The organism is Moorena bouillonii PNG, assembly GCF_001942495.1.
GTDB lineage: Bacteria > Cyanobacteriota > Cyanobacteriia > Cyanobacteriales > Coleofasciculaceae > Moorena > Moorena bouillonii.
Window position 1 is genome coordinate 694,675 of record NZ_MKZS01000001.1, and the last position, 20,530, is coordinate 715,204.

12 protein-coding genes and 5 pseudogenes are annotated in these 20,530 nt (G+C 44.9%); 14 read left to right on the forward strand and 3 right to left on the reverse strand.

Going from position 1 to position 20,530, the window contains the following annotated elements:
- Positions 1–824: 824 nt before the first annotated feature.
- Positions 825–983: an IS630 transposase-related protein gene (locus BJP37_RS43210; protein WP_269087110.1), complete on the reverse strand. Its 159-nt coding sequence runs from the start codon at positions 981–983 to the stop codon at positions 825–827.
- 64 nt (positions 984–1,047) lie between these two features.
- On the opposite strand from BJP37_RS43210, the pseudogene BJP37_RS02890 reads away from it, so the two are divergent.
- The 13 genes and pseudogenes from BJP37_RS02890 to BJP37_RS02955 form a co-directional block, all read left to right on the forward strand.
- Positions 1,048–1,381, forward strand: a pseudogene (locus tag BJP37_RS02890) (transposase); the annotation flags it as partial.
- Positions 1,382–1,517: 136 nt separating this feature from the next.
- A pseudogene (locus BJP37_RS02895) lies at positions 1,518–2,306 on the forward strand (amidase family protein).
- 240 nt (positions 2,307–2,546) lie between these two features.
- A pseudogene (locus tag BJP37_RS02900) lies at positions 2,547–3,865 on the forward strand (RNA-guided endonuclease InsQ/TnpB family protein).
- A gap of 21 nt (positions 3,866–3,886) precedes the next feature.
- A complete protein-coding gene (locus BJP37_RS02905; RefSeq protein ID WP_269087111.1) occupies positions 3,887–4,687 on the forward strand; it encodes an amidase family protein in 801 nt (266 codons plus the stop codon).
- A gap of 1,159 nt (positions 4,688–5,846) precedes the next feature.
- Positions 5,847–6,761, forward strand: a complete 915-nt coding sequence (locus BJP37_RS02920) for an SDH family Clp fold serine proteinase (protein ID WP_075896333.1) — start codon at positions 5,847–5,849, stop codon at positions 6,759–6,761.
- 432 nt (positions 6,762–7,193) lie between these two features.
- Complete coding sequence (locus tag BJP37_RS02925; protein WP_075896335.1) at positions 7,194–9,746, forward strand: endonuclease MutS2; 2,553 nt, start codon at positions 7,194–7,196, stop codon at positions 9,744–9,746.
- Between the two features lie 214 nt (positions 9,747–9,960).
- Complete coding sequence (locus tag BJP37_RS38295; protein ID WP_158069378.1) at positions 9,961–10,173, forward strand: hypothetical protein; 213 nt, start codon at positions 9,961–9,963, stop codon at positions 10,171–10,173.
- A gap of 61 nt (positions 10,174–10,234) precedes the next feature.
- A complete protein-coding gene (locus BJP37_RS02930; protein WP_070391018.1) occupies positions 10,235–10,822 on the forward strand; it encodes a DUF3038 domain-containing protein in 588 nt (195 codons plus the stop codon).
- A 384-nt stretch (positions 10,823–11,206) separates the two neighbouring features.
- Positions 11,207–13,090, forward strand: a complete 1,884-nt coding sequence (locus BJP37_RS02935; protein ID WP_075896337.1) for a DUF4335 domain-containing protein — start codon at positions 11,207–11,209, stop codon at positions 13,088–13,090.
- 466 nt (positions 13,091–13,556) lie between these two features.
- The gene (locus BJP37_RS02940; protein WP_075896339.1) at positions 13,557–14,045 is read left to right on the forward strand and encodes an IS607 family transposase; all 489 of its coding nucleotides are present in this window, start codon (positions 13,557–13,559) and stop codon (positions 14,043–14,045) included.
- Positions 14,046–14,257: 212 nt separating this feature from the next.
- Positions 14,258–14,815 (forward strand): annotated as a pseudogene (locus BJP37_RS02945) (helix-turn-helix domain-containing protein); the annotation flags it as partial.
- Between the two features lie 233 nt (positions 14,816–15,048).
- Positions 15,049–15,696 (forward strand): annotated as a pseudogene (locus BJP37_RS42115) (zinc ribbon domain-containing protein); the annotation flags it as partial.
- Between the two features lie 176 nt (positions 15,697–15,872).
- Positions 15,873–16,652, forward strand: a complete 780-nt coding sequence (locus BJP37_RS02955) for a class I SAM-dependent DNA methyltransferase (RefSeq protein ID WP_081431040.1) — start codon at positions 15,873–15,875, stop codon at positions 16,650–16,652.
- 274 nt (positions 16,653–16,926) lie between these two features.
- On the opposite strand, the gene wecB is transcribed toward BJP37_RS02955, so the two are convergent.
- Positions 16,927–18,123 carry a non-hydrolyzing UDP-N-acetylglucosamine 2-epimerase gene (gene wecB, locus BJP37_RS02960; protein ID WP_081431041.1) on the reverse strand — a complete coding sequence of 399 codons (1,197 nt, stop codon included), beginning with the start codon at positions 18,121–18,123 and terminating at the stop codon, positions 16,927–16,929.
- 174 nt (positions 18,124–18,297) lie between these two features.
- On the reverse strand, positions 18,298–19,884 hold the full coding sequence (gene dacB, locus BJP37_RS02965; RefSeq protein ID WP_075896343.1) for a D-alanyl-D-alanine carboxypeptidase/D-alanyl-D-alanine endopeptidase: 1,587 nt from the start codon (positions 19,882–19,884) through the stop codon (positions 18,298–18,300).
- A gap of 71 nt (positions 19,885–19,955) precedes the next feature.
- On the opposite strand from dacB, the gene BJP37_RS02970 reads away from it, so the two are divergent.
- Positions 19,956–20,372, forward strand: coding sequence for a ribosomal maturation YjgA family protein (locus BJP37_RS02970; RefSeq protein ID WP_075896345.1), 417 nt, complete (start codon positions 19,956–19,958; stop codon positions 20,370–20,372).
- Positions 20,373–20,530: the final 158 nt, after the last annotated feature.

The following is a 20,530-nucleotide window of genomic DNA, read 5'->3' on the forward strand; positions in this document are numbered from 1 at the left end:
ATTAACCGAAGCCGGTTAGGCTCCAGGAGTGTTGACTAACAGGACTGGTACACACAAACGAGTACCATTAACTTTTCTGAGGGTATAATCAGCAATTCTACAGTCAAATTTTAGGTCAGGTTACTGTACTTTTAGAACTCTACTAAGATGCGATTACCCTGCAACCTTCCCCTCAGCTAAGCGATTCAATGCTGATTTAAACGGCGCTTACAACATCGGGGCTAGAGGCGTGCTTAAACTCGTTCGCAGAAATGGCAACGAGGGTCGCTCCAGCAAAAGTTCTGGACGACCGCCTAGAAGCTGGGCTTGTCTGTGTGAACTGTGGGTTAGGGATAACCTCAGATTAGCATAGGACACCCCCACCTCGGGCGAAGCCCGACGCTACGCGAACGGCTTGCCAGGTGGGGAGAGCTTCATCAGCGCTTACCCTGGCATCGACTGGATACCTGCACTGTGGTGTCGAAAACCGACTATCAGAAACGGAGCAAGCCCAAAGCTCGAACCCAACTGAACGACATCACCTATCACGTTCAAGACCACGGCAGTCGCTCATGGCGGAAAACCCCAAGACCGCTTAGGTGCGACCCGTGGCGAATTAAATTCACCACGGGTCGCACCTCTGCATCGCTTTAGAAATTTTATCTAGAAAATCTTGCCTTTTTTATTCATCCTTTTCTCTATAACCGTAAGTTATTTTTCTGCTATCAACTATATCCTTAGGATTGATCTATAGTTTTATTTATAATTTAGGGAGTATTTAACAACATAAATTAACTCAATTGATACTTTTTTATGTTATCTATTAATAACAATATTATTTCCTATTATTTGCGGTTTTTTTTGATATGTTTTGACCAGTAAATAAGTGTATTTCGGGTAATTTTCAAGAGACGACTAGCTTGAGTTTTTCCCATGCCATCGTCAATAGCACTCATGACTTTTGTTCTTAAATCGTAACTGTAAGGAACTGTTTTTTTATTAATTAATTAATAAAGCTTGACTTGATTACTAGTATGTCCTATGCTTTGCTTCGACTGCTATAGGACGGAACGATTTGGGGGTCAACGAGTGCTCGACAAAGTCAAACAGATGGGCAAGGCGGTCTCGCGGTTGTATCTGATTTGGGTTGATGGAGGCAATAGTTGTGAGCCTTTGATCATGTGGGTCATGGATTTCTGCGGTTGGATGGTACAATTCGTACTTCGACCCCAACAGACCAAAGGCTTCGTCCTGCTTAAAAAGCGTTGGGTAGTCGAGGGCACTTTTGCTTGGCTGATGGGATGCCGTCGATTGGTCAGAGACTTATGAGTTATGGGCTGAAACATCAGAGACATTCATTTATCTGGCAATGATACGGATCATGGGTCGCCGCTTGGCCTAAAGTTTGACCTCTGATCACTTTTCAAACATCCTCTTAGTTCAATCAGTAAGATTCTTGATGCGGCAATTTCAATTTAGATATGAAACAAAAACTGACCTGGTGGCAAATAGCTAAACAAGGGCTGACTTATCTTTTCATGTTCGCTCTGAGTAGTTTTCCCTCAGAGGTAGTCGCTGAGACCTTTCGTCTCAGGGAAGCAACAATCGCAGAGATTAACGAAGCTTTTGAGAATAATGCACTCACTTCCGAACAATTAGTGCAACTTTATCTCAATCGTATTGAAGCCTATGACGATCAAGGTCCGAAAATTAATGGGCTAATTTCTATCAATAACAATGCCCTTAAAGAAGCAAGGGCGTTAGACCAAGAACGCCAGCAGAAAGGACCGCGAAGTCCTTTACATGGCATCCCCATCATTCTGAAAGATAACTATGACACTACCGATTTACCCACAACAGGAGGATCGGTGCTGCTGGAAGGTTCCTTACCCCCCGATGATGCTTTTACTGTTAAGAAGTTGCGAGAGGCAGGAGCGATTATTCTTGGTAAAGCAAATATGAGTGAATTTGCTTAATCCTATGGTAGGCTAGGTTACAGTTCCCTTGGGGGACTGACACGCAATCCCTACAAATTAACTCGTGATCCTTCGGGTTCGAGTGGAGGCAGTGGGGCTGTAATTGCGGCAAATTTTGCTGTTTTAGCCACCGGAAGCGATACTTCAGGCTCAATTCGTGGCCCTGCAGCAGTAGCAGGTCTTGTCGGTATCAAACCTACTCAGGGACTGGTTAGTCGAGATGGTATCATCCCCCTAACCCTCTCCTTTGATAGTGCGGGCCCTATAGCTCGAACCGTGACAGATGCAGCGATCGCTTTGGGTGTAATGGCAGGGGTTGATCCCAATGATTACGGGACTGCTCCAGGCTGAAAGCCCCGTGTTTTTAAACCGGGTCAGAAGTTACCGCAAAAATAAGGCAGCCTTTATGGTTGGTCGGCTATGGGTAAAAGGGTTAAAACTTTATGATTAAGGCTGCCTTATTTTAAGGTTTCGTCTCCGGGATGAAAGCCAGGTAGCGACTTTAGTCGCAGTGAAAAAGGTTTAATTTTGAGTTGACGATTTTCGCTTAGCGTGTTAGCGTAATAATATATCAGTTGAGGTCGAGTTCTGATGATTATTCTAGAGTTCAAAGCGTACGGCAAACCCCTTCAATATCAAGCCATAGACGAAGCAATTCGGACGGTTAAATTTATCCGTAATAGTTGTATTCGTTTATGGATGGACAACAAAGGGACGGGGAAATATGACCTTAGCAAGTACTGCAAGGTTCTTGCCAAAGAATTCCCTTTTGCTAACGAATTGAACTCTACCGCTCGACAGGCTGCCGCCGAGAGAGCATGGTTAGAAGTTACCGTAAGAATAGTGGAGCCTTATTACAAAAGTTTTAACCCTTTTACCCATAGCCAGTCACCCATAAAGGCTCCACTATTCTAAGGTTTCATCTCCGGTCATCAATTTCTCGCTTTTTTGAAAACTGCAAGAAAAAAGTTCCAGGGAAGAAAGGTTTTCCCCGATTCCAAAAGCACTGTAGATCGGTTGAATACAAACAGTCAGGTTGGAAGTTGTCCCCTGACAAAAAATCAATCACCTTTAGTGACAAGAAAGGAATCGGTAGACTAAAGCTCAAAGGTACCTGGGACTTGTGGCGCTTTGATAAGAAGCAAATCAAACGGGTTCGGATAGTCAAAAGGGCTGACGGGTACTATATTCAGTTTTGCGTCTCTGTTGACGTGAATGAACAATTAGCGCCTAGTCACTCAACTATTGGATTAGATGTAGGGCTAAAAGAGTTCTATACTGATTCCACTGGGAACACTGAACCTAACCCCCGTTTTTACAGGACGGGAGAAAAACGCCTTAAGTTCTATCAGCGCAGAGTTTCCCGAAAAAAGAAAGGCTCATCCAATCGGAAGAAAGCGGTTAATAGATTAGGTAGACAACACCTTAAAATAAGTAGGCAGCGTGAAGAACATGCCAAGAGACTGGCACGTTGCGTAATCCGGTATAACGACCTGGTCGCCTATGAAGATTTAAGGGTAAAGAATCTGGCAAAAAATCACTGTTTAGCTAAATCTATTAACGATGCAGGTTGGTATCAATTTAGAAAATGGTTGGAGCATTTTGGTCGTAAATTTAACAGGGCAACTGTCGCGGTAAACCCTGCTTACACAAGCCAAAATTGTTCAGAATGCGGTGAGGTAGTCAAAAAATCACTATCTACTAGGACTCATGTCTGTCAATGTGGTTGTAAATTAGACCGAGACCACAACGCCGCAATCAATATTCTTAACAAAGCCTTGGGTACGGTGGGGCACACCGGAACCTGGATCATTGATCCGAACGCTTCAGGAGAATCGACCTCTACTCTTCCTGATTCCGGTCTGGTTGAGCAAGTTGGCTCGTTGAATGAAGAATCCCCGCGTCTTTAGACCGGGGAGTGTCAACGTACCCTGGACAGTGAAGGGAAAACATATAAGGACTACACCCAGTTTCTCAATAAACAAGCCCTAAAAGGGGCAAGAATTGGGGTGGCGATTGATTTTCGGGGTGGGAACCCTGAGGTAGATGCTGCAACTGATGCAGCAGTTGCTAAGCTGAGGGAATTAGGTGCAACAGTTGAGTCGGTGGATTTCTCTCCCAAATTGGAAAACCTCTGGCCTTTCATGGCACCGGTAACAGAGGCTGAGTTTGAACCCCAGATCGATAGTTACCTCAAAAACCTCCAGCTTCCATTCCCTGACACCCTGAGGGAAATGTATTCGATGAGCTTATCTAACCCATTAGTCAATTCTGAACAGGCTCTCAATCCCGGTCGCGTCGGAGGGTTTGAAGAATCTCTAAAGCATCCAGAACTGGCTGATACCGAATATCTTTATATTCTCCATTTCGAGTTTCCTAGGGTTCGGCAGGAAATTTTATCGATTATGAGTGCCCAAAATCTCGACGCGATTATTTGGCCCACCATGACTTGTCCTGCCGGTCCGCTCTATAATGTCGAGGATCCAACCTATCAATGTGCCTCAAGTGACCCCTACATACCAGGGTACTTAGCCAACGTTTCTGGTTTTCCCGGCATTTCCGTGGCAATGGGTTTTACTGAGCAGGGATTACCCCTAGGACTGACTTTCTTTGGTAAGCCTTACAGTGAGCCTACCTTACTGGGATTCGCTTATGCTTACGAACAGGCAACCCAGTTTCGGCGACCTCCAACAACCACTCCTGCTTTGCCCGGTGAAAATTTTGACTATTAGTGGGTAACTGAGATTTTTTGGGATCTAGACCAAATCAAAACTAACTGAGTATCAAGGTACTACTAGTGCTGCTAATGACTGAAGTTCCCCCGTACAAACGTACTACCTGTATCTCAAAGCTTTACTGTGCTTACATTTTGATAGTGTAGAACTAATGTACTACTGGGTACAAATCTCTCTAAGCCTTGTGTAGTAGGAGTTTCGGCTGGATCACATGTTTTTAGTCCAAGTTTCCATTGTAGTGCATACGCTAACCAAAAACAAGTTTTACATGGCAGAGGAGTTGCATTGAACTATCGCGCCCACTTAAGCTAAAATAAATGGCAACAGTGTACACCCTTCAATGCACGAGTACGCTACAATTTATTCATAGCAATAGGTTCAGCCGTTTTCCCAATCAGTCTGTACCCAGTAATACTATTGTTCTACAACCCTCAAAGCTAGGATTCGCAGTACTTTTGGACTTCTTTAGTACATGTGTACGGGGGAACTTCAGTAATGAGCGAATCGGAACTATTTTAGATGACCTGATTCAGCAATCTAGTAACAACCAATAAATCAATCGAAATCATCCACAAACCCCTACGAGTTATTGTAGGGGTTTTTCTAATCTCCTCTCCAACCTGCGGAATATGGGTTTAACCATTCAGCCACAAGAACTAAGATTTGCTTGGGATTTTAGGAATTACTAGGAAAATTCCGACAATCAACACTTTAATTAGTAGTGGGGCAAAAACAAAGCTTAGCAACAGGCAAATTATCACAATTAATAATGATGCCACTTTCAATATTTCTTCCGTAGTGTTCAGAGAAAGGTAAGTCGCTACTGCAGCAATCACCAAACTGATTAGTAAGGGCATATACTCTCGATTGAGTCACTAAATACTATTCAGGGTTAACCCCTAACTTTTATGACTGAGGTTGGCTTTTTGTAACAAAACTTAACTTAAGTTAATGTATAGGAGTTTTGGCGTTGCTTAAACTACAGGTGATAGGACACACTATTATCAGGACTTGCTGAAAACTTAAAAATAGTCTGGGTTTCTCTAGCAAGGCATCAGCCCACAACACTAAGCCAAAAAAACTAAAAATTAGCAATAAACCATCCTAAACACGGGAAAACTAAAGGGTACAACTACTTGATACCTGTACGTAAGCGATGAACTTTAGCTTTAACTTTTTTGATCTGTTCTGGATTTTTCTAATCATCTCCTCGTTGCAGCCCTTGTGGCAACGTCGCCAGATGCAATATAGACGTTTTAGAGCTTTGCAAGAATTTGAGGAGAACCGCAAAAGTCGGTTAATTTTACTGATTCACCGACAAGAGTCTATTAGCTTGTTTGGCATCCCTGTGTCCCGCTACATATCTATTGAAGATTCTGAACAAGTGCTCAGGGCAATCCGTCTAACTCCACCAGATGTTCCTATTGATCTTATTTTACATACTCCTGGGGGATTGGTGCTGGCTACAGAACAAATTGCTAGAGCTTTAATTCGTCATCCTTCTAAAGTTACTGTCTTTGTACCCCACTATGCCATGAGTGGTGGTACTATGTTAGCCCTAGCCTCTGATGAAATTGTGATGGATGCCAATGCTGTCCTTGGACCAGTTGACCCTCAATTAGGGAATACTGCTGCTGCTAGCATTCTCAGAGTTGTGGAGCAAAAGCCCCTTGAGAGTATTGAGGATCAAACCTTGATGATGGCCGATTTGGCAGGCAAAGCCATTAAGCAGGTGCAACGTTTCGTGCGAACGCTACTGCTAGACGATATCCCTAAGCAGAAGATTGACCCAGAACACATCGATAGAATTATTGACTTTCTTACTACTGGTCAAATCACCCATGACTGTCCGATTACTGTCGAAGAAGCGTCTGAACTGGGTCTACCTATTACGGTTGGTCTACCTAAAGCTATTTATAAACTAATGGATTTGTACCCCCAACCTCAAGGTGGACGTCCATCGGTACAGTATATTCCTCTGCCCTATAAACCTACTCCTACTTTACCGGATACAAAAAGCAGTACTCTTAGTGGGGCTAACAACCTTAGGGAAGCCCTACCATACGATTAAACCATCTGAAGAAGGAGAATTTAGGATAAATCTGGCAGGGCATACATCAACTATTTCCAGCATATCCCAATTTAGGGTTTTTGTGTCTTTTTCAGAGGGCGATGAGTAATTAGGTAAGCAATCAGCAATCAGCAATCAGCAATCAGCAATCAGCAATCAGCAATCAGCAATCAGCAATCAGCGATTAGCAATCAGCAATCAGCAATCAGCGATTAGCGCTACGCGCACGCTACTTGAGGTGCAATCAGCTATCAGCTATCAGCTATCAGCTATCAGCGGTCAGCAGTCACCCATTAGCCGTTGGCCAACGGCTAATGGGTGACTGCTGAATACTTACGTAATTGGTAATTGGTAATTTGCTCAATCTTAACTTTCCCACTCCTAACCGAATTATCGGATAATACAATTGAGGTATACGTTTGTATCTGAGCCTTGATTCAATCTGAAACCTTAGAACTACTGGAATGGTCCCGCCTGTGCCAACACCTGGCAACGTTTGCGGCTACTAAGCTGGGAGCCTTGGCGGCTCGTTATCTCCACCCCCCAGCAACTCAACGGGAAAGCCTAGACCTGCTAGCCCAGACCAAAGAAGCCTATCAACTGGAAACTAGTTTAGACACAGGACTAACCTTTGACGGCATCCAAGATATTGGTGAATCTCTGGAGCGGGCAGAGCTTCAAGGCATTTTGTCTGGTGAGGAACTATTAGCGATCGCAACAACCTTAGCTGGTGTGAGGCGTCTACGGCGGTTTATTGAAGACCAAGAGGATGTCCCAATTCTGAAGGAACTGGTGGCTGACAGCCGCACTTACCCAGAACTTGAACAAGAAATTCACCGTTGTATCGATGACCGGGGGGATGTAGCTGACCGGGCAACCCCCAAACTGGCAGGCATTCGGACTCAGATTAAATCATTGCGAGACCGAATTTATGAAATCCTCCAGGGGATTGTCCAGCGTAAAGGGGGGGCATTACAACAACAGTTAATTACTCAACGGGGTGATCGGTTTGTACTCCCGGTTAAAGCTCCCCAGAAAGATGCTATTCCTGGTATTGTTCAGGATACCTCTAGCACCGGTGCCACCCTATACGTAGAACCGAAGGCTATTGTTAGCTTAGGCAATCAACTTCGGACCCAGCGGCGGCAAGAACAAGTGGAAGCGGAAGCAGTACGTCGTGCGTTGACCGAACAAGTAGCAGCAGTTAAGCCAGACTTAGAACGGTTGCTGGTTGTAGCAACTACCCTAGATTTAGCTACCGCTAAGGCAAGATATAGTCTGTGGTTAGAAGCCAATCCCCCCAGATTTATTGACCGCAATCAGAATGAAAGCATTACTCTACGGCAACTACGCCATCCTCTACTGGTATGGCAGCAAAAACATGAACAAGGCACATCAGTTGTTCCCATTGATGTCCAGATTCAGTCCTACATTCGGGTAGTTGCTATTACCGGTCCGAATACTGGCGGTAAAACCGTTACCTTGAAAACCTTTGGTTTAGCGGCACTGATGGCAAAAGCTGGTTTATTTGTGCCAGCAAGGGAACCAGTAGAACTTCCTTGGTTTGAGCAAATTCTGGCAGATATTGGGGATGAGCAGTCTATAGAACAGAGTTTATCCACTTTCTCGGGTCACATTCGCCGAATTAGTCGGATTATTGAGGCGATAACTACCCCAAAAGAAGAGTTACAGGTTGACAGGTTGAAGGTTGTTCGCGAAGCGTGGCCGAAAGGCCAAGGTTCTCAAGAGTTACAGGTTGAAGGTTATCTGGTTGAAAGTTTTCCAGACAACATTCAACCTGCCAACATTCAACCAGACAAGATCCAACAACCTTCAACTCCTAATTCGTCACTCGTACTATTAGATGAAGTGGGAGCAGGGACTGACCCGGCAGAAGGTAGTGCATTAGCTATCGCATTACTGAAATACCTGGCAAACACAACACAATTAACCATTGCGACTACCCATTATGGGGAACTCAAAGCACTAAAATATCAAGACGAGCGGTTTGAGAATGCCTCGGTGGAGTTTGATGACCAAACCCTCTCACCCACTTACCGTCTATTGTGGGGTATTCCTGGTCGCTCCAATGCCTTGAGCATTGCTAGGCGCTTAGGGTTAAACCCATCGGTGGTGGATCAGGCTCAAACCCTTTTGGGGGGAGCTTCGGAAGATGTGAATGAGGTAATTGCCGGTTTAGAAGCTCAACGGCGCACTCAGGAAACTAAAGCCCAACAGGCCAATCAGTTACTGCAACAAGCTGAATCTCTCCATCAGGAACTTTCTGAACGGGCAAAACTTTTGCAGGACCGGGAACGGGAATTGAAGCTTTCTCAGGAACGGTCTGTGCAAGATGCGATCGCACAAGCTAAGAAAGAAATTGCCCAAGTGATTCGGCAGTTGCAACAAGGCTCCCAAACCGCTCAAAATGCCCAAAAAGCCACAAACGCTCTTAAGGAGATTGCCGAGCGTCAAATCCCAGCCGCACCCCCTCCTAAACCAAAACCAGGATTCCGCCCCAAAGTAGGCGATCGCATTCGCATTCCCCGATTGAATCAGACAGCCGAGATACTAAGTACCGCAGATAATGGGGAGCTAACGGTACGCTTTGGCTTAATGAAAATGACCGTTGCCCTAACAGATGTGGAATCCTTGGATGGACAAAAGCCCGAAAATGTGCTAAAAACACCATCAAAACCAGCTCCAGCCCCAACCCCAGTCTCGCGGCCAGCTACGGCTGTCCGCACCTCGAAAAATACCATTGATATTCGAGGAAGTCGGGTAGCTAATGCAGAGATTGACATCGACCAAGCAATATCTAAGGCGATAGACTTTGGAGTACTCTGGATTATTCATGGCAAAGGAACTGGTCGATTAAGACAAGGTGTCCACGCTTTCTTGGAACAGCACCCTCTCGTGGAGCGTTTTAAGCTAGCCGAACAATCTGAGGGTGGGACTGGTGTTACCGTTGCTTACCTTAAATAAGGTCATAGGTTAGCGGGTTAGCAGGTTAGCAGGTTAGCAGGTTAGCAGGTTAGCAGGTTAACAGGTTAGCGGGTTAACAGGTTAGCAGGTTAGCAGGTTAGCAGGTTAACAGGTTAGCAGGTTAACAGGTTAGCAGGTTAGCAGGTTAGTAGGTTAGCAGGTTAGCAGGTTAACCGGTTAGCAGGTTAGCAGGTTAGCAGGTTACAATGCATTTTTGAACCTTCAACCAGACAACCTTCAACCAGACAACCTTCAACCAGACAACCTTCAACTAGACAACCAGACAACCAGACAACCAGACAACCTTCAACCAGACAACCTTCAACCAGACAACCTTCAACCAGACAACCTTCAACCAGATAACCTTCAACCAGATAACCTCCAACCAAAGCTTTACCAGCAGGAAACATACCTTAATCTTTGGTAGTCCTGTTTCCAAACCTGTAACAGCGACGGGTAAACCGGATTTGCTTTAGTAAAATAAAATTATGGTTTCCACTGTCAAGATGCCAAAATCACCTCCTGCTTGGGAGGATTTGCCTCTGAGTCAAGCCGCAGACTCAATCGATCTCGATAATATCAAAACCCAGCTAGATTTAGTCTTGCTTAGTCTAGAAGCTCTAGCAGGTATTGGTTCAGAGGAGATGCTGCAAGCTGCTGCTGAATTAAATTTAGAGTCAATGATCACAGACCGAGTAGCATTGTGGCGTCTGCGTCAGTCCAATCCCCTGCGCAAAAGTTCAGGAGGACGGAAAAAGCTGGATGTGGAGGAAGCGCGATCGCTAGTTTTAATCATCTGTCACTTGGCTAAAGGCCATCAAGAACTAATCCGTCGTGCGGTGGCTTTACTCGAACAAATGACACAACAGAACAGTGAACCTCATCGTGCTGCTTTATTGGGAGATTACTTAGATAACTTTAACAACACTTATCGAGAGCGGATGGCCCAAGAAGAAAATGTATCAACTGATCGGCTAAAGCAACTAGCTCTTAAACTATTAATCAATTTACTCTTCTATAGTGGCTCCAAAGGTCATCAGCGTTTATGGTTAGCCTTATTAGGTAAAGTTTCTTAAGGATTGTATAGATTAAAATCTATAGCATTTATTAACTTTGTGAGGGACAAAATCATTGATAGTGCGGGAGTAGGGATTATTAAATTGGTAAATGTTTAAAAATCCTGTGTACCTCATAGTTATGATAAACGCTATAGCATTGTCAGTTGAAATGGGAAAAGTTAATTGATTAAATAATGGAACAGTAATCCCCCCTACTGCCCTTAATAAGGGGGGCAGTAAACAGGGAACATTAGGAAAGAGAGCAGAGGATTTTTTGGTGTTATGATAAATCAGTATTGGGTTTTAGGATTTCTTGGGAAAAGCTATAGACATTAACCATTAACCATTAACCATTAACCATTAACCATTAACAATTAACAAATGACTAATCAATAATCACCAATGACTAACATAGTCCTGCGACGTTACACTCCTCCTACCTGTACCCTATCAATTCGGGCAAACCGCTCACCCTTATCCCGCTGGGTGGGACAATCTGTGGTGAAGAAGTTGCGGTTTGAGTTGCGTTTTGATGACCCCCGCAAGCCAGAAGAACAACAGGTAACGTTACGAGGCAACGCAGAAGATTTAGATGTGTTGTATGAAGCGGTAGATGGCTATGTTCAGCACTTCCTTGAGCCGTCCCCAAACCAACTGGTTGCCTCTGGAAACTCTTCTGCTGAGGTTACTCCCTTAACTCTCCTAACTCTTCCAACCCCTCAGGAAGAAAATGCCACAGCAGTTCCAACTCAGCACATCCATCTGCAATCCAAAGGGTTACTGAGTCATAGCCTGTTTCTGGGTAAGCTGGCTAATCAGGAATCTGGGTCAGTAGTAGATTTAAGTGCTACACAGCTGTTTGATCTAGCCACCGCTTTGGATGAATATGCGGCTGAAGTAGTATCCCTACCAAAACTCAATCAGCCCAGTTGGAAACCAGAATCATCCGCTTGGATGCGTACAGCAGCATCGATGGTGTTGGCAGTGGGTGTAACAGCAGCAGTGATTAAGTTGCTTGAGAAACCTCAGCCTGTTGAGCAAGGGAAAACACTAACCACAGAAGTCCCAACAACAGCATTAGAGTCCAGCAAGATTGGGAAAAAGCGAGCCATCTCCCAGGTACCCCCAGCACCGAGCACTCCCATCCCAACTCCGTCGGTGCCACCCCGTCTGTCCCCAGGAACCAAGTTACCCCCACCGCCTCCCGTTAAGCCACCCTCTCCACCAGTACGCACTCCGCCACCGCCTCCGGTTAAGCCACCCTCTCCACCAGTACGCACTGCGCCACCAATAGCCTCACGCCCTAATTCACGTCCGATTCTCACAATTGTTCCTCCTCCAGCTAGGAAACCAGACTCTCCTCAACTGAGTGCTACTAGTCCTGTTGCTAGTTCTGTTACTAGTCCTGTTGCTAGTTCTGTTACTAGTCCTATTGCTAGTTCTGCTGTTAGTCCTGCTGCTGCTCCTGGGGCTAGTAACGGTGAGGCACCTGTTTCTGAGGCTAGTAAAACTAATGTAACTACTGCTAAGGCAGATACCCAACCCAAACCAACTCCACCCAGTCCCATCGCTGTAGTACAAACTGTGTCAGAATTGCCAGTGATTAAACCAGCGCCCTCTCCTACTGAGGTAGGAATTCAGGATTCCTCTAGAGAAAGTCTATCCATCTCCAAAAAAACAGTGGTAATCCCTGAGGCCGAGTCTTCGATTTCTCCTATTTCTACTACTTCTATTACTTCTACTTCTACTTCTACTTCTTCTACTACTAATGTGGCGGTTCAAGCCATCCCTGCTCCTCAACAGAATGTGTCTACTCTCGACAGAGGTTCTTCTACCTCTAAAATTATTGATCAAGCTGTGCCTGGACTGAATCTCCCGAGTAGCCCTGTTATCGATCAAGCTGTGCCTGGACTGAATGTCCCGAGTAGCCCTGTTTCTGATTCTTTAAACCCATCCGAGCCTACCGTTGCCAATCAGATATCTCAAAATACCCTGTTGGATAAGATTTCTCAGGTAGCAGAAGCTAGACGATATTTCCAGGAGCGCTGGCAACCTCCCGAAGGGCTACAGAAAACCTTGAACTATAGTTTGTGGTTAAATAATAATGGTACTATCCGACGTATAATTCCCCTTGGGCAAGCAGCCAAAACCTATATAGATAACGCCCCCATACCTCTGATCGGTGAATCCTTTGTTTCCCCTTTAGAAGCGGAAGGCATGCCAAAAATTCGCGTGCTGCTACACCCGGATGGTAAGGTACAGACCTTGTTGGAGGGGATGAATTGAGGTAATTAGTAATAGGGGCTTTTGCTCACCACCTCTGAGAGGTTGTCTGAGAAGTCTCATTTGCTACATCCAAGCCCCCGTTGGTCCCCCAATTCTGGGGGACTTTTACAAGCAAATGGACTCTTGTTCCCCCCAAAGTTGGGGGGTTAGGGGGGCAAAATTCAGTATAAAAAAACTTTTGAGATATCCTCTGAGGTTAAATTCCTTCCTAGTATGTCCAAAACTATTTTTAGGCAATTTTGGAGATTATTTTTGTGTGCGCTCCCTAGCACTCCCAAAAAAGTGTGGGGTCTCCCGCTATTGACCTTTAGTTTAGGATGGGGAAGTCTAAAATCTGGGTATAGCTATCTTGGTAGTTTTTCTAACTAGCATTCTCCCATAGTAAGTCCGGAAAAGGCTTGTAGCAGTTCACAAAAATATCCTTATACCTCCCACAATCTCCCAGAATGTGTGTTAGATTAAAAACATGGCACTCATTCCACTCCGTAAGGCGGTCGAACTGACGGGACTCTCCAAAAATACACTAAGGAAATACGCGGACGATGGAACGATCAAATGCGAAAAGACGCCGGGAGGAACAAGACTGTTCGATGTTGAAAGCTTGCTCACTTTCGGAAAGTGTCAAACAAGCACTGAGTCTAGTCAGTCTACAATTTGCTACTGCCGAGTCAGTTCTACCAAACAAAGAGACGACCTCGCCCGCCAAATCGCCTACATGCACTCCCTGTTTCCACAAGCCGAAATCATCAAAGACATCGGTTCAGGACTCAACTACAAAAGGAAGGGGCTTCGAGCCATACTGGAACGGATTATGCGCGGAGATCAGCTCACGATTGTTGTTGCCTGTAGAGACAGGCTCACTCGATTCGGGTTTGAACTCATTGAGTACTTGGTTAGAAGTTACCGTAAGAGTAGTGCAGCCTTTATAGTTGGTAAATTATGCAGCATAGGGTAAAGGTTTTGTAGTAAGGCTGCACTACTCTAAGGTTTCATCTCCGGTCAGTCTCAACGGTGGAAAAATCATGGGATCCGACCAACCTGAAAGTTGCCCCGAATCCGAACTTACCGCAGATCTTCTCTCCGGAGACGAAACCTTAGAATAAAGAAGCCTTATTTCATGAGTTTTAACCTTTTTACCCATAGCCTGTCGCCTATAAAGGCTTCTTTATTCTTACGGTAACTTCAAAATCATTCACGTCTTCTCTTGCCGCGTCCACGGACTCAGAAAATACGACAAAAAAATCCAAGAAGATTCGAGTGTTCCTAAACCCTGAACAGCGAGCAACTATTCGTCAGTGGTTTGGAGTGTCCCGCTATGTTTTCAACAAAACCGTCAAAATACTGAAAGATGGCGAAATTAAAGCTAACTGGAAAGCCATCAAAACTGACATTTTAAATGACCTGCCCGAGTGGTGTAAAGCGGTACCTTATCAAATAAAATCTATAGCGATCAAGGACGCTTGTACTGCTGTCAGGGAGGCCAAGAAAAAATACCAAAAAACTGGACAGGTTAATCGGGTAAGGTTTAGGTCTCGTAAGAATCCTGTCCAATCTTGTTACATTCCTAAGTCAGCTGTTTCAGCAAAAGGGATTTACCACACCAAGTTAGGTGAAGTAACCTTTGCGGAAACACTTCCCGACAACATCTGTGATTGTCGATTGACTAGTACCAACGGGAATTATTACTTAATAGTTCCCCATAAGACAACTCAAGTCAAAGCCGAAAGCCAAGGTAGCTGAGGGGGTGACATGCAAGCTAAAATCCTTATTGGGTAATACTTTCAGCCGATATGTTACAAAAAGATACATACTAGTTTGGCCTGACCTTGGACGTAGTTATAAGGGTTTTAGCTTCTAGAACATCATTCCTAGGGTCAATTGCCCAGTTTATCTTAGCAAAGATAAACTGGCATCAAAGCATTATCTAGTAAGCTTTTAAGGGCTCATGTCACCCCCTCAGCCAAGGTAGAGTAGTTGCCTTAGATCCTGGTGTTAGAACCTTCTTGACTTTTTTTAGCGAGAATTCTATAGGCAAAATTGGAGAGGGTGATTTTTCTCAGATTCAGCGTTTGTGTCAGCATCTAGATAACTTGATATCAAAGATCAGTAAAACTAGAGGGAAACAAAAACGCCGGATGAGAAAGGCTGCCAGAAGGATGATTATCAGAATTCAAAATCTGGTAAATGAACTGCACCACAAAGCCGCTAGATTCTTAGTTGATAATTTTGACGTAATACTGCTTCCTACTTTCGAGACGTCTCAGATGTCCAAAAAGCAGCATCGGAAACTTAGATCAAAGACGGTTCGCAATATGCTTTCTTTTGCTCACTATCGGTTCAAAGAGTTTTTGAAACATAAAGCAACCGAAGACGGGAAAGTAGTTGTCGATGTCTGCGAAGCCTATACCAGTAAAACTATTAGCTGGACTGGTGAGTTGGTCAATATTGGTGGAAGCAAAATCATCAAATCAAAGATTGATGGCCGATCAATGGATTGACCGAAGGTCACGCTTCGCGAACGCGACATCAATGGCGCACGAGGAATTTTTCTTCGTGCCTTGGGAGATACCCCCTGGCTCAGAGATCAGCTTGCATTAGCGGGCTAGAATTTACCTTGGTAGATTTTGGTAGCTAAAAAGGATCGGATGTTAAGTATACTCTATATCTATCTAGAGTCTTTGGGTAAGCCCTGAGTTGGTATTGCGCTGTTGACATTGGCCTTTAGGATCCTCCACCATTCACCATTCGTTTTTATCTGGGTTCAAACTACAAGGAATATTGAATGAAAGTGAAAATCAAGCATAAAATCCAATTTCCACCTACAAATGTTCGAGAGCTTGGCCAAGATCAAGTCTATTTTTACCTTGTTAATGGAGAATCCAGGGAGAAGATTCGTCTACATGACTATGAGCGGATATTCGAAGTTCCTGAATTATACGAGCAGGTTGTATATGAGCGTCTGAAGTGCCAGTCTCCATCAATTGTAGTGGATATCCTGCAGTCTGCCGTCTCTCAAGGGGACCAGAGCCTCAACGAGCTTCGGGTACTTGATCTTGGGGCAGGAAACGGGATAGTTGGTGAAAAGCTCAAACAACACGGAGTCTCACGGCTAATCGGAGTTGATATTATTCCCGAAGCTCAGGCTGCCACTGAGCGAGATCGGCCTGGAATCTACGATGAATTCTATGTGATGGATTTCTGCAATCTCAGTGATAAAGATCGTGATGAACTCAATTCTTGGTCACCTAACTGCTTGGTTTCAGTAGCAGCACTTGGGTTCGGTGACATACCAGCAAAGGCTTTCTTGGAAGCCTTCAATGTAATTAGCGAAAATGCCTGGGTTTCCTTTAATATCAAAGAAACCTTCCTTGATTCAATTGATAATTCTGGATTTTCACAGCTCATTCGGAAACTAATCTTCTCGGAATTTTTGGATCTCTATCATTTTAAAAGGTATCGGCATCGGTTCTCCCTCGAAGGCGAAAAGCTCTATTACTTTGCGCTAGGGGGCAAAAAAAATTCTGATGTTCCGCTCTCCTTAATAGACTCACTTGATTTGTGATCCTGACAGGGAAACCTATCTAAAATTCGGCGTTGCTGAATCAAGTAATGAATAGGAGTAGAGTGGGCATCCTGCCCGCCCGAAAATAAGCATGAAACTGGCAAGATGCCAGTTCCACCAAGATGCCCATTCCACCAAGATGCCCATTCTACAGGTGCGACCCGTGGCGAATTTAATTACGGGTCAAGCGCACCTAAAAACTCTTAAAATCATTCCATTATTAAGCAACACCTAAAATTCGGCTAACCGGGAAGCTAATATGCAGACAACTCGGTTATTGCCCACTAAGTCTGATTGGGGGATTACAACCAAAGTAATCCTCCACAATCTGTAGTATACGCTCCGCCGCACGACCATCCCCAAAGGGATTAATCGCATTTGCCATCCCCTGATAAGCTACTGAATCACTCAATAACAAACTTGCCGCCCCTACCATCTGTTCCGGGTCGGTTCCTACCAACTTACCAGTCCCAGCTGCGATCGCTTCCGGTCGTTCCGTGGTCTTACGCAATACCAGCACTGGCTTACCCAAACTCGGTGCTTCCTCCTGCAATCCGCCAGAATCAGTCATCACTAAATAACACCGTTGCATTGCTGCTACCAATTCCACATAATCCAGTGGTTCTGTTAAAAATACCCGCTCATGGTCACCTAACATTGCCCTTAGGGGTTCCCTGACCGTAGGATTACGATGGAGAGGTAACAATAACGCTGTATCTGGGAACTTATCTAAAATATGGAGGAACCCCTGGGCTATATCCTCCAGTGGTTTCCCCCAGTTTTCCCGACGGTGTACTGTTGCTAAAATCGTGCGGTATCCTTCCCAATCTAAACCCGGAACCTCACACACTGGTTCCCGCTCAGCTACCATCAACAGGGCATCAATCACCGTATTCCCAGTTTTATGAATTGCGCCAGTGACCCCAGACCCCTGCAAATGCTCTACTGCCAGGGGAGTGGGGGCAAAATGTAATTGAGTAATCTGAGAAATCAGCCGTCGATTGGCTTCCTCTGGATAGGGATTAAACAAATCATTGGTGCGCAATCCCGCCTCTACATGACCCACGGGGATACGTTGGTAAAACGCTGCCAAGGCCGCAGCAAAGGCTGTAGTTGTATCCCCCTGCACAACTACTAACTGGGGCTGCAATTCCTGAAATAATTCCTCTAACCCCCGTAAACTAAGACAAGTAATATCGGTCAGAGTTTGCTTGGGCTGCATAATTTCTAGATCCCGATCCGCCCTCAGGTCAAACATCCCCATCACCTGGTCTACCATTTCCCGATGCTGACCCGTTAACACCACCTGAGTCTTAAATTTACCAGAGCGTTGGAACTGAAGAATCACTGGAGCTAACTTAATTGCCTCCGGACGAGTTCCTAATGTGATACAGATTTGAATTGGAGACTTGGTTGAACCCTGGTTTAGGGTCTTGGGTGTAGGGTCTGGGGGAATTTCCAGGGGTTTCATAATTACAGCATTTCTCAATTGGCTGAAGTACTTTCGTTCTGGGTTGCGCGGGAATAGGGAATAGGGAATAGGGAGTAGGGCTAAGAGTCAGCGGGCGTGGGAAAACCGGGCCCGGGGAGGGAGGGTTGGGCTGCGAAAAATGTTCAACCGTTGCTACCCCTCAACACTCAACACTTAGCAATAACCCAAGCGAGTCAATAATAGAACAATTTCATCAATAGCATTACGGAGTTTAGCAGCAGATTGGTCAGATTGATTTACCAGAATACTCAATACCAAGGTTTGATAGTCAGGAATATCAAGATAGCCTGATAAGGCTGAGACACCACTTAATGTACCAGTCTTAGCCTGGAGCTTACCAACAGCTGCGGTATCACGAAAGCGATCGCGTAAAGTTCCACTAACCTCAGCCGTAGCCAAGGATTCTCGATAAACCTGAGCTAATGGGGTTTGTGCCATCAGTCTCAGAGTTTGTGCGATCGCAAACGGACTAGCTAAATTATGGCGAGATAGCCCAGACCCATCAGCCATACTATAGCTTTTTGGGTCAACCCCTAACTCCGTTAAGCTCTGTTGAACCGCTACCAGACCAAACTTAGGGCTAGACTCACTCCTTTCCTCTGTCTCCAGCTGGTGCAATAATGCCTCAGCATACAAATTATTACTCTGCTGATTGATTTCCTTTAACAATAGCGCTAACGGAAGAGATTCTACTGCTGCCAACTCTGTGGTTGTTTGTGTATTGGTTATTTCTGTATTATTAACATTAGAAGGCAATCTATTATTAACCTCTCTTCCCATCCCCTGATCTGATGATCTGACCATCTCAGCTGAACTGTCTTTTACCAGTGCCTTAATCACCGCAATTCCCTCAGCTTCCAGGATACGGCGGAAGGACTCCAGGAAATAATCGGCTGGGTCACGAACTGCTAACCCCCAAAAGTCTGGTGCAGCATCTGCTGCCAGTTGACCGTTAATCACTAACACCGGCTCACCTAAAACTCCCATTATTTCCACTGAGTATGGTATTCCCGCCTTACCCGTAACAGCACGATTATCCACACGCCACTGTCTAGCCGCTACCCCATCACTCCAACTAACGCGCAATGGTTTACCAGGCTGTTGGGGCAATAGGGTTAGTCCAACAGTATTTTGATTGAGAATAAGTCGATTAACCGAAGCGCCATAGTATAGATAACTATCGCTCCACTCCCAGGTTGGATTGATAATACCATAGGGAGTATAGCCATCTTCTACAATTAACTGTTGCACCAACCTTACCCCTTGACCCTTTAGTTGTTGTGCCACATCTGTTAACTGGGTATTGCTTAAGCTTGGGTCTGCTTGTCCCACAATTCGTAAGGACGTCAAATAGGGGCTAGTGCCAGTACCATAAACCGGTGTGCGAATCCGGTATTGCTCACCTAGTTGACGTAACGCTGCTGCTGTGGTAAAGAGTTTGATATTGGATGCTGGGATAAAGAAACGTTCTGATTCAAGACTGTAGAGGGGAGCTGAGTCGGCTAAGGGTTGAATCAAAATCCCCCAACGCGATCGCATAAATTCGGGACGACTGATTATGGCATCAATGGCTGTAGTTAAGTCAGCAGGACAAATCTTTTGTCGAAAGGATTCCGGTTTCTCAACTACTTCAACTACTGTCGGTGTCGCCATCACCCCTTGCTTGATGACTAACTGTACAGCTAACCACAACAGCAGCAAAGTTATTGGTTTTCCCCATCGATGTAAGGGATTTGGCATAACTCACAACTCATAACTCACAACTGACCCACTGACGCCCTCAGCACTCAAATCATTTGTCTAATCCGCTAATGACTAAACTATTAAAAATTACTCCTCAACGCTGGCTGATTATCCTATCCCTATTGATTATTACACCATTAGGGATTTTTTCCAAATACTACTCTGGTCTTGGAGAAAAATGGGTTCATGACTACTCTGGTGATATTTTTTATGAGATTTTTTGGTGTTTATTGATATTTTTTATTATCCCCAATCCCCAAGCAATAACCCGAATTACCTTAGGAGTTTTTAGCGTTACCTGTGCCATAGAATTATTACAACTTTGGCAAACCCCTATATTAGCACCGATTCGTGCTTCCTTAATCGGTAAATTTCTCTTAGGAACTACCTTTGTATGGTGGGATTTCCTCTATTATGCCATTGGCAGCGTCTTAGGTTGGCTATGGTTACGGCAAATTTCGCAGTTCGGTAAACTGATTAGATAGGGTGCATCTCATATTTGTAAAAAAGAATGGGAAGTCTAGGAAGTGTGGGAAGTATGGGAAGTTTCTTAGACTTTTTGCCTAATTGTAAAAGCGATACATCGCTACTCCCGACTCCCGACTCCCGACTCCCGACTCCCGACTCCCGACTCCCGACCCCC

What these genes read in the sequence shown, in the direction of transcription:
- BJP37_RS02970 (WP_075896345.1), top strand. Translation starts at nt 19,956, where the DNA reads ATGACTAAACTATTAAAAATTACTCCTCAACGCTGGCTGATTATCCTA.
- dacB (WP_075896343.1), bottom strand. Translation starts at nt 19,884, where the DNA reads ATGCCAAATCCCTTACATCGATGGGGAAAACCAATAACTTTGCTGCTG.
- BJP37_RS02920 (WP_075896333.1), top strand. Translation starts at nt 5,847, where the DNA reads ATGAACTTTAGCTTTAACTTTTTTGATCTGTTCTGGATTTTTCTAATC.
- wecB (WP_081431041.1), bottom strand. Translation starts at nt 18,123, where the DNA reads ATGAAACCCCTGGAAATTCCCCCAGACCCTACACCCAAGACCCTAAAC.
- BJP37_RS02940 (WP_075896339.1), top strand. Translation starts at nt 13,557, where the DNA reads ATGGCACTCATTCCACTCCGTAAGGCGGTCGAACTGACGGGACTCTCC.
- BJP37_RS02930 (WP_070391018.1), top strand. Translation starts at nt 10,235, where the DNA reads ATGGTTTCCACTGTCAAGATGCCAAAATCACCTCCTGCTTGGGAGGAT.
- BJP37_RS02955 (WP_081431040.1), top strand. Translation starts at nt 15,873, where the DNA reads ATGAAAGTGAAAATCAAGCATAAAATCCAATTTCCACCTACAAATGTT.
- BJP37_RS02935 (WP_075896337.1), top strand. Translation starts at nt 11,207, where the DNA reads ATGACTAACATAGTCCTGCGACGTTACACTCCTCCTACCTGTACCCTA.